This is a genomic window from Bacillus sp. UMB0728, assembly GCF_002858875.1.
In the GTDB taxonomy this organism is placed as follows: domain Bacteria; phylum Bacillota; class Bacilli; order Bacillales; family Cytobacillaceae; genus Bacillus_AB; species Bacillus_AB infantis.
In genome coordinates this window covers 1-9,167 of record NZ_PKLA01000015.1, presented here as the reverse complement: position 1 = coordinate 9,167, position 9,167 = coordinate 1, and the positions used below count along the sequence as shown (strand labels likewise).

The 9,167-nt window shown below is 46.1% G+C and carries 12 protein-coding genes and 1 rRNA gene; 11 read left to right on the top strand and 2 right to left on the bottom strand.

Annotated features, from left to right (window positions below):
- Window positions 1–6 precede the first annotated feature (6 nt).
- A 5S ribosomal RNA gene (gene rrf / locus CYJ37_RS26685) occupies window positions 7–123 on the top strand.
- 508 nt (window positions 124–631) lie between these two features.
- On the opposite strand, the gene CYJ37_RS26680 is transcribed toward rrf, so the two are convergent.
- Window positions 632–835, bottom strand: a complete 204-nt coding sequence (locus CYJ37_RS26680) for a sigma factor G inhibitor Gin (protein WP_022543201.1) — start codon at window positions 833–835, stop codon at window positions 632–634.
- Window positions 836–1,063: 228 nt separating this feature from the next.
- Here CYJ37_RS26680 and CYJ37_RS26675 point away from each other — a divergent pair, with 228 nt between their 5' ends.
- The 10 genes from CYJ37_RS26675 (at window position 1,064) to rsmI (ending at window position 8,278) form a co-directional block, all read left to right on the top strand.
- Window positions 1,064–2,524, top strand: a complete 1,461-nt coding sequence (locus tag CYJ37_RS26675) for an aminotransferase class I/II-fold pyridoxal phosphate-dependent enzyme (protein WP_101553027.1) — start codon at window positions 1,064–1,066, stop codon at window positions 2,522–2,524.
- Window positions 2,517–3,152 (top strand): dTMP kinase, encoded by a 636-nt coding sequence (gene tmk, locus CYJ37_RS26670; RefSeq protein WP_022543202.1) that lies wholly within the window; start codon window positions 2,517–2,519, stop codon window positions 3,150–3,152. Before CYJ37_RS26675 ends, tmk begins: the two co-directional genes overlap by 8 nt.
- A gap of 175 nt (window positions 3,153–3,327) precedes the next feature.
- Window positions 3,328–3,657 (top strand): cyclic-di-AMP receptor, encoded by a 330-nt coding sequence (locus tag CYJ37_RS26665; RefSeq protein WP_009791690.1) that lies wholly within the window; start codon window positions 3,328–3,330, stop codon window positions 3,655–3,657.
- Between the two features lie 25 nt (window positions 3,658–3,682).
- Window positions 3,683–4,123, top strand: coding sequence for a YaaR family protein (locus CYJ37_RS26660; protein WP_009791691.1), 441 nt, complete (start codon window positions 3,683–3,685; stop codon window positions 4,121–4,123).
- 13 nt (window positions 4,124–4,136) lie between these two features.
- Window positions 4,137–5,144, top strand: a complete 1,008-nt coding sequence (gene holB / locus CYJ37_RS26655; protein WP_094769603.1) for a DNA polymerase III subunit delta' — start codon at window positions 4,137–4,139, stop codon at window positions 5,142–5,144.
- Window positions 5,137–5,964, top strand: coding sequence for a PSP1 domain-containing protein (locus CYJ37_RS26650; protein ID WP_009791693.1), 828 nt, complete (start codon window positions 5,137–5,139; stop codon window positions 5,962–5,964). Before holB ends, CYJ37_RS26650 begins: the two co-directional genes overlap by 8 nt.
- Before the next feature lie 13 nt (window positions 5,965–5,977).
- Window positions 5,978–6,346, top strand: coding sequence for a DNA replication initiation control protein YabA (gene yabA, locus CYJ37_RS26645; protein ID WP_009791694.1), 369 nt, complete (start codon window positions 5,978–5,980; stop codon window positions 6,344–6,346).
- Window positions 6,347–6,404: 58 nt separating this feature from the next.
- Window positions 6,405–7,145, top strand: a complete 741-nt coding sequence (locus CYJ37_RS26640; protein WP_101553025.1) for a tRNA1(Val) (adenine(37)-N6)-methyltransferase — start codon at window positions 6,405–6,407, stop codon at window positions 7,143–7,145.
- Complete coding sequence (locus CYJ37_RS26635) at window positions 7,135–7,422, top strand: GIY-YIG nuclease family protein (RefSeq protein ID WP_009791696.1); 288 nt, start codon at window positions 7,135–7,137, stop codon at window positions 7,420–7,422. Before CYJ37_RS26640 ends, CYJ37_RS26635 begins: the two co-directional genes overlap by 11 nt.
- On the top strand, window positions 7,400–8,278 hold the full coding sequence (gene rsmI, locus CYJ37_RS26630) for a 16S rRNA (cytidine(1402)-2'-O)-methyltransferase (RefSeq protein WP_101553023.1): 879 nt from the start codon (window positions 7,400–7,402) through the stop codon (window positions 8,276–8,278). The genes CYJ37_RS26635 and rsmI overlap by 23 nt, the downstream gene beginning before the upstream one ends.
- A gap of 91 nt (window positions 8,279–8,369) precedes the next feature.
- On the opposite strand, the gene CYJ37_RS26625 is transcribed toward rsmI, so the two are convergent.
- A complete protein-coding gene (locus CYJ37_RS26625) occupies window positions 8,370–8,654 on the bottom strand; it encodes an AbrB/MazE/SpoVT family DNA-binding domain-containing protein (protein ID WP_009791698.1) in 285 nt (94 codons plus the stop codon).
- Window positions 8,655–9,167 lie beyond the last annotated feature (513 nt).

The following is a 9,167-nucleotide window of genomic DNA, read 5'->3' as shown; positions in this document are numbered from 1 at the left end:
AAATAGTCTGGTGGCGATAGCGAGAAGGTCACACCCGTTCCCATACCGAACACGGAAGTTAAGCTTCTCAGCGCCGATGGTAGTTGGGGGCTCTCCCCCTGTGAGAGTAGGACGCTGCCGGGCAAAACGAAGAACAGTCTGTGGGACTGTTCTTTTTTTGTGCTGTTTTTAGTGAAATGGAGAAGGTTTTAATAAGAAAAGGGTTCTTGGGCGGAAATTAGTGACGGCGTGGGGGAAATGAGCAGGTTTTCGTCGAGAATATTGGGGAGAGCAGCTGCTTTGGTTTTGAATTTAATCATTTGGCTCGATAATCTACCGACTCAGCGATTTATTTAATCAAATGGCCAATTAATTTACCATTTGCCTTAAATCTAACTATAAGCCGGCAGCTGCTTTCTTAAATGCATGCCGGACGGGCGAATTGCTCTGCGTCCTTGCTTAACATATTGTTGAATACAGCTGCTTTAACCATGAATAATCAATTCGCAAGATAATCCACCAACACCCCAACTAGACTAACAAATATAACCCTGCTGTCCAACCCCACACTCTACCTTCAAATGTAATTGCCTGCTGCGGCCGCCATGGACACTTTCGTACAAAAAACCACAAAAAAAAGAAGCATCAGCTTCTACGAGAATATTTCCGGTGTATTTACTTTCCGCAGTTTCTTTAGATAATATTTATATTTTGGATTGTCCGTGTCGGTGTTAATCAGATCAGATTCACAATCTGTGCAGATGAAAGAAGTATATAAATGTATGCCCCTTGTTTTATCCTCTTCGCAAATGACACAGGTTTTCTTCATCTGATTGTTTGCCAATAAAGAATCCATATCTCCACCTCCACCTCTTATTCTGTCCATTGTGCAAAAAATAATACAATTTTTTGAAAAGTCTCGAGGGTATTTACATGTTTTCTATTGTATGTTCTGCTTCGCTTCCGGGTGTATGTCTATAGGCAATTCTTTTGGCAACAGCTTATTTTTATTTAGGGGACGCATTATCTTTTTAAGATGTGGTCTGATAAAATAGGTGAAGAATCTAACAATCTGGTGATAACAATGAATGACTATAATAATATTCCCCTTTACGGCAGGCTGCTGGATCATATAGGTAGGGACAGCATTTCCCTGCATGTCCCGGGACATAAGAATGGCCTTTTATATAAAGGAAGCCAAGAGGCCTACGCAGAGGCACTGAAGCTGGATGTGACGGAATTGTCCGGTCTGGATGATCTCCATGCTGCTTCAGGTGCCATCAAAGAAGCAGAACTCTTAGCAAGCAAGCTGTATGGAGCTAAAGAGAGCTCTTTTTTAATAAATGGGTCGACTGTTGGAAACCTTGCCATGATCCTTGGGACTGTGAAGGAAGGCGAGACGGTCCTTGTGCAGCGGAATTGCCATAAGTCCGTTTTGAATGGGATACGTCTTGCCAAGGCATCTCCTGTTTTCCTGGGGCCGGAGTATAATGGTGACTGGGGGGTGGCCGGCGGCATTGCTCCAGAGACGGTGGAAAAAGCTATCAGCCTTCACCCTGATGCCAAAGCAATCATCCTGACTTATCCGAACTATTATGGCATGGTATTTGATTTGCAGGCAATCATCCATAAAGCCCATCAGCATGGGATACCTGTATTGGTGGATGAGGCGCATGGGGCTCATCTGATTAAAATGTCCCGGCTGAAGTCAGCAGTGGAGCTGGGGGCTGATTTCGTGGTGCAGTCAGCCCATAAGACGCTCCCTGCCATGACGATGGGTGCTTATCTCCATTATAATAGCCGGCTCATCGGTTATGAGGGAGCAAGGGAATATTTGCAGATGCTGCAGTCCAGCAGCCCTTCTTATCCGATCATGGCATCATTGGATGGTGCCAGGCATTATTTAGAAACATTTACAGAAGAGGATGATAAAATCCTCCTTGAGCGTATAGAATCATTCAGGCGCGGGCTGGCCGGCATAAGCGGCCTGCTGGTGCTGGAATATGAAGAAGGTGCAGGAGACCCGCTGAAAGTTGTGATCCAGCCTGAAGGATTGTCCGGCTTTGAGCTGCAGAGCCTGCTGGAGGATGAGGGGATTTATCCTGAAATGGCGGATCCCTATAATGTCGTGTTTGTCCTCCCGCTCTTAAAGAAGGATATGGATTTTCCTTTTAAAGAGATTATTTTTAAAACAGAGAAGGCCATGTCCGGAAAAAGGAAGGGCCAGACTGCAAAAGTGAATTATTTTCAAAAGCCATCTGTTTCGACCCTTGCCGTGAATGCACAGGACCTGATGGGGATGAGCAGAAAAGCAGTATCCATGGAGGAGGCGGCAGGAAAGATATGCGCAGAGCTGATCATTCCGTATCCTCCAGGTATTCCGCTCCTTTTTCCCGGTGAAGTGATATCAGAAGAGGATGTGAAGAGCATCCGGCTTTTACAGGCAAGCGGTGCAAGGTTCCAGGGCGGCAGCTATTTAGATAAAAATCAAATCAGCATATATGCTTTACAAGCAGAATGTAAGCAGGAGGAACATGATGGATAAAGGTTTATTTATAACAGCGGAAGGTCCTGAGGGAGCCGGCAAGACGACTATTATCAATATGCTGGCGAGCGGGCTCGCTGATGAAGGATATAAAGTGATGCAGACGAGGGAGCCGGGCGGCATTGAAATCGCTGAGCAGATCAGGGCTGTTATCCTGGATACAAAGAATACGGCAATGGATCCTCGGACAGAGGCGCTTCTTTATGCAGCAGCGAGAAGGCAGCACTTGGCAGAGAAGGTGCAGCCTGCTCTTGATGAAGGCTATATCGTCCTGTGCGACCGTTTTATTGACAGCTCGCTTGCCTATCAGGGATATGCCCGGGGGCTTGGGATTGATGAGGTCTATTCGATCAATCATTTCGCCATTGAAGGCATGATGCCTGAGCTGACCTTATATTTTGATATCGATCCGGCTTCCGGCCTCCAGAGGATCGGCCGGAATCAAGGCCGGGAAGTGAACCGGCTGGATTTGGAGAGCCTGGAATTTCATACGAAGGTACGGGAGGGCTATGAGATCCTGCTTGCAAAATTCCCGGATAGGATTAGCCGCATAGATGCTTCTCTTCCTGTGGAAGAGGTTTACCAGTTGGCATCTGCCAGGCTGAAATCGCTGTTTGCAGATAAATAGATTCTGAACGAAAGGGCCTCATGGGGCCTTTTCTCCTTTTCAGGAAAATATTTTTGTTCTTTAGAGAACGGATTTATTTCATTGCTCCTGAATAGACGCTGTTTATAGACAGAATTCTTGCTATAATATAGATAGATACACGCGGAAAAACACTTTTTAAAGGACGTGACAATAGATGAAGCTAATATTAGCCGTTATTCAGGATCAGGACAGCAATAAGCTGATGAGTGCGTTAGTGGAGCATAATTTCAGGGCAACAAAGATGGCGAGCACCGGCGGTTTTTTAAAAGCGGGCAACACGACCTTTATGATTGGTACAGATGATATCCGGGTGGACAAGGCCCTGCAGGTCATAAAGGACAGCTGCAGTGCGCGCGACCAGCTGGTGGCGCCAGTATCGCCGATGGGCGGGAATGCCGATTCTTATGTGCCGTATCCGGTTGAGGTCGAAGTGGGCGGTGCGACAGTATTTGTTCTGCCGGTTGAAAGCTTCCATCAGTTTTAATAAGGGATAACAGGAGACGATCGCTTTGAAAATAAATCAGGATTTGCGCCTTAACCTTGATAAGGTTAAGCAGGATCAAAAGCTTCAGCCAGGCGATGGGGCAAAGTTCCAGCAGCTTGTCCAGAAGCAGGACCAAAAAATGCAGATGGCCCAGCTTCAGGGGCTTTTGAAGGATATCGACTCTGCCGGGGAACGCCTGGGGAGATCGCGCAATTTCAAGGATCTTGCCAAGTTTAAAACACTTGTCAAACGTTTTGTGAAGGAAACAGTGGATTATGGGATGGAGCTGAACCAGTCCCACAGCTGGAACCAGTATGGACAGGGCCGGTCTTTAAAGATTGTGGAGACCATTGATCAGAAGCTGGCCGATCTGACGGAGGAAGTCATGAAGAAGGAAAAGCAGTCCATCGGTATTCTCGGGAAAATCGGGGAAATCAAAGGACTGCTCATTAATATATATATGTAGGTGAGTGATCAGTTTGGCAAAAACGTGGGAGCAGCTGGAGAGGCTTCAGCCTGCCGTATTGAAATTATTCAAAAACAGCATACAGAAGGACCGGCTTGCCCACGCCTATTTATTTGAAGGGATGAGGGGGACCGGCAAGAAGGATGCCGGGCTTCTTTTGGCAAAAAGCCTGTTCTGCGAAAGGCCGGAGGGCGGCTATATCCCCTGTGAAGACTGCACGAACTGCAGGAGGATCAACAGCGGCAACCATCCGGACATACATCTGCTGGAGCCTGATGGGCTTTCAATTAAAAAGCATCAGATACAGGCGCTTCAGGAGGAGTTCTCGAAAACAGGAGTGGAGTCGAAGCGCAAGCTTTATATGATCAATCATGCCGATAAAATGACGGTAAATGCGGCGAACAGCCTTCTCAAGTTTCTGGAGGAGCCGAACTCTGACTCTGTCGCCATCCTGATGACCGAACAGGGACAAAGGATGCTGCCGACCATTTTGTCCCGCTGCCAGACCATTTCATTCATTCCGCTCACGCCCCAAAATATGGAAGCGCAGCTTGCGGAAAACGGTGTAAGCCCGCAAATGGCGCCATTATTGGCCCAATTAACCAATAATTTGGATGAAGCAATCGCTCTCTCCAGTGATGATTGGTTTGCACAAGCACAAAAAATAGTGTTAAAATTATATGAAGTGCTGAAAAAGAATCCTTTAGAGGCGATGGTTGCACTGCAGGAAGAATGGTTTTTGCACTTTAAAGAGAAAGAGCAGTTTGATCGCGGTTTGGATTTGCTGATACTTATCTTTAAGGATTTACTATATATACAGCTTGGGAAAAAGGGACAGGCTGTTTATCTAAACGAGATGAACCGTTTAGAGCAATATGCATTACAAACGTCCGGACGTCGTCTGACCGAGCAGATGACAGCCATTTTGGAGGCAAAAAGAAAGCTGCACGCAAATATGAATCCGCAGCTGTTGATGGAACAGCTTGTGTTAAAATTGCAGGAGGGATCTTCATTTGTATGATGTAGTGGGAGTACGGTTTAAGAAAGCCGGGAAGATTTATTACTTCGATCCCGGAGATCTCTCAATTCAAAAGGACGACTTTGTAATCGTGGAAACAGTCCGGGGCGTAGAGTACGGAAAAGTAGTAATTGCCCGGAAGCAAGTGGATGAGAACGATGTTGTCCTTCCATTGAAAAAAGTTCTGAGAATTGCAGATCAAAAGGATCGGATGATTGTTGAGGAAAACAAGGAAGCTGCACATGAAGCCTATGAGGTGTGCTGTGAAAAAGTCAGCACTCATCAGCTTGATATGAAGCTTGTTGATGTTGAATATACATTTGATCGAAATAAAGTGATTTTTTACTTTACAGCCGACGGAAGAGTAGATTTCCGGGAGCTTGTAAAGGACTTGGCAGCGATCTTTCGGACAAGGATCGAATTGCGCCAAATTGGTGTTCGGGACGAAGCTAAGATGCTCGGTGGCATAGGACCATGCGGTAGGATGCTTTGCTGTTCTACCTTCCTGGGGGATTTTGATCCGGTGTCGATCAAGATGGCAAAGGACCAGAACCTTTCCCTTAACCCAACGAAAATATCCGGACTGTGCGGACGTCTCATGTGCTGCCTGAAGTACGAGAATGATGAGTATGAGTCTGCGAAAGAGCAGCTGCCGGATATAGGAGCGGTCATCAATACTCCACAGGGCCGCGGCAAAGTGGTTGGGCTCAATATTTTAGAACGCGTTCTGCAAGTGGAAGTGAGAGACCAGGAGCGTGTCCTTGAATATACGCTGGACGAAGTGCTGACAGAAGGTGCTGTTTCGGTACAATCCACAGATTAATGAGGTGGAACGCGTGGATAAAAAAGAAATTTTTGACTCCGTGATCAATATGGAAACCCAAATCGGACAACTGTATACACAGCTTGGCGAGCTTAAACAGCATCTGGCAGAGATACTTGAGGAGAATAATTCCCTGAAGCTGGAGAATGACCATTTAAGGCGCCGGCTGGAAACAACGGCAGAGCAACAGTCCAACAGGAAGAAAGACAAGAAAGGGAAAAGCAAGCCTCAGCAGGATGATAAAGTCATCGATATTGGTGAAGGCTATGACAATCTTGCAAGGCTTTACCAGGAAGGTTTCCATATTTGCAATCTGCATTTTGGGAGCCCGCGCAAAGAAGGGGATTGCCTTTTCTGCCTTTCCTTCCTTAATAAGAAATAATGTAAGCCTTCCTTTTGCCGGGAAGGCTCTTTTTACAATGTTTATCGGAGGAAATTGTATGCTGAATTTAAAAGGGGATGAGCGGCTGGATTATCTGCTTGCTGAAAAGCTGCGCATCATCCAGAGCCCGTCTGTGTTTTCTTTTTCCCTGGATGCAGTCCTGCTGGCGAGGTTTTCTTATGTGCCGATCCAGAAAGGGAACCTGATTGATCTGTGCAGCGGGAATGGTGTAATCCCGCTGTTTTTGAGCAGCCGGACAAAAGGGTCGATCACCGGTGTGGAAATCCAGGAGAGGCTCCATGATATGGCTGTGAGAAGCATAGAGTACAATGGGCTTGAAGACAGGATTAAAATGATTCATGGGGATATCAAGGAGATGCCGGCCCTGCTTGGGCACGGGAAGTATGATATTGTAACATGCAATCCGCCTTATTTCCTTACCCCAGCCAAAGATCAGATCAATGCCAATGAACATCTTGCCATTGCCAGGCATGAGATTCTGTGCACACTGGAGGATGTGGTGCGCGTCTCAAGCCAGCTGCTGAAACAGGGAGGAAAGGCGGCTTTTGTCCACAGGCCAGGAAGGCTCCTTGATATGGTCACTCTGATGAGGCAGTATAAGCTTGAGCCGAAGCGTCTCCAGTTTGTTTATCCGAAACAGGGCAAAGAAGCCAATATGCTCCTTGTTGAAGGGGTCAAGCAGGGGAGCCCGGATTTGAAGGTGCTGCCGCCGCTTTATATCTATAATAAAGATCATGAATATACACCGGAAATCAGTGAGATGTTATATGGAAAATGATGCACATTACTTCTATGTTTTAAAATGCAGAGATGGCAGCCTCTATGCCGGCTACACCAATGATCTCGACAGGCGGGTCAGGCTTCATAATGAAGGGAAGGCGGCTAAATATACAAGGGGGCGGGGACCGGTTGTGCTAGTCTACCATCAGGTCTTTTCAGGAAAAACTGAAGCGATGAGGGCAGAATATCAATTCAAGCAGTTAAGCAGAAAAAAGAAAGAAGACTTTCTAATGAAGGAAACAGGTGATTTGGATGTGGCAGCAAAAGAGCTTTAGCAATGATTATAAGAAGGGTACGCTTTATTTGGTGCCGACGCCGATTGGAAACCTGGAGGATATGAGCTTCCGGGCCGTGCGGATGCTGAAAGAGGCTGATTATATTGCAGCTGAGGATACACGTAATACAAAGAAGCTTTGCAATTATTTTGAAATAGAAACGCCTGTCATCAGCTATCACGAGCATAATAAAGGCCATAGCGGTGAAAAGATCATTCAGATGCTTGAAGAGGGATCAGCGGTTGCCGTGGTGAGTGATGCCGGGATGCCGACTATCTCGGATCCGGGCTATGACCTGGTCGTAAAGGCGCTTGAACACCAGCTGACTGTTGTTCCGCTTCCAGGGGCAAATGCTGCACTGACGGCTCTCATTGCTTCAGGCATTGCCTCGCAGCCTTTTTATTTCTATGGTTTCCTGAACAGACAGAAAAAAGAAAAAAAGCAGGAGCTGGAAAAGCTCGCTAAAATGGATGCAACCATTATCCTGTATGAATCCCCGCATCGCCTGAAGGAAACACTGCAGCTGATGAGCGGGCAGTTGGGCGAACGCCAGGCCGTTCTATGCCGGGAGCTTACAAAGAGATATGAAGAATTCATTCGGGGCAGCCTTTCAGAGCTGGCGGAATGGGCAGAATCTGATGAAGTCAGAGGAGAATTCTGTATTATCCTGGAGGGGAACCCGGAGGGAGAATCAGCGGAAGAAGATATGTGGTGGGAGCAGCTTTCCGTTGAAGAGCATGTGAAGCACTATATATCTGTGAACGAAATGAGCTCCAAGGATGCCATTAAGCAGACAGCGAAGGATAGGAGCCTGAATAAAAGAGAAGTTTACAGCGCCTATCATATTGAGCAATAGAAAAAAGCTTCCGGTATATGGAAGCTTTTTTCTTTTCATATAGTATCAAAAAGTATTACACTTACACAGAGCGCAAGTGACTATACTTTTATTATTTTGCAGTTTCAAATGTGCTTTGGATTTCTTTCAGCAGCTGCTCTGCACCGTCACGGCTCAGGATCAGCTTGCCGCCTGCAAGTGTGATGTTATCATCAGAGACTTCGCCGGTAACCTGGCAAGTCATGTTTGGCTTATATTTTTTCAAGATGATGCGCTCATCATCAACATAGATTTCAAGAGCGTCCTTTTCGGCGATGCCAAGTGTACGTCTTAACTCAATCGGAATAACTACGCGTCCCAGCTCATCAACTTTACGAACAATACCTGTAGATTTCATATTAAAAATCTCCTCTCATATCTCCACTATTTTCTTTTTCTCTATCTATAGATTCGTCATTATTCGACAAAATTCTTATAGATTACATAATACCAGCCATTCCCAAATCCGTCAATTACTTTTAAATCAAATTTTTTTAGAAATTTTTAGGCGATGAAGAAAGTTGCTATATCAGGGTTTTGTGGCTGGAGAGACACATTTTTGGCATAGAGCTGTTCTGAAGATTATTTTGAATTAAGAGTATAAATTTATACTATGATAACATCATTCGACAAAATTCTACAATAATGTCGAAACGCTTCATAATACATACTTCGTGCTTGGTTCCGGATTTTTGGGGATGGAAGGGGGAGCTTCAGACCTGGGCAAGCCGCCTCCGCTTTTCTTCATGTCCAGCTCCGGGCGCTAGCCCCTCGAGTCTTAAGCCAATCAGATCAGAAGGTTAAAGAACAACCTTCCGCTCTGCCCGTCTTAAGCTTGTCGGGGCTGAGCAAGCGCCCTCCGCCTTTCTTC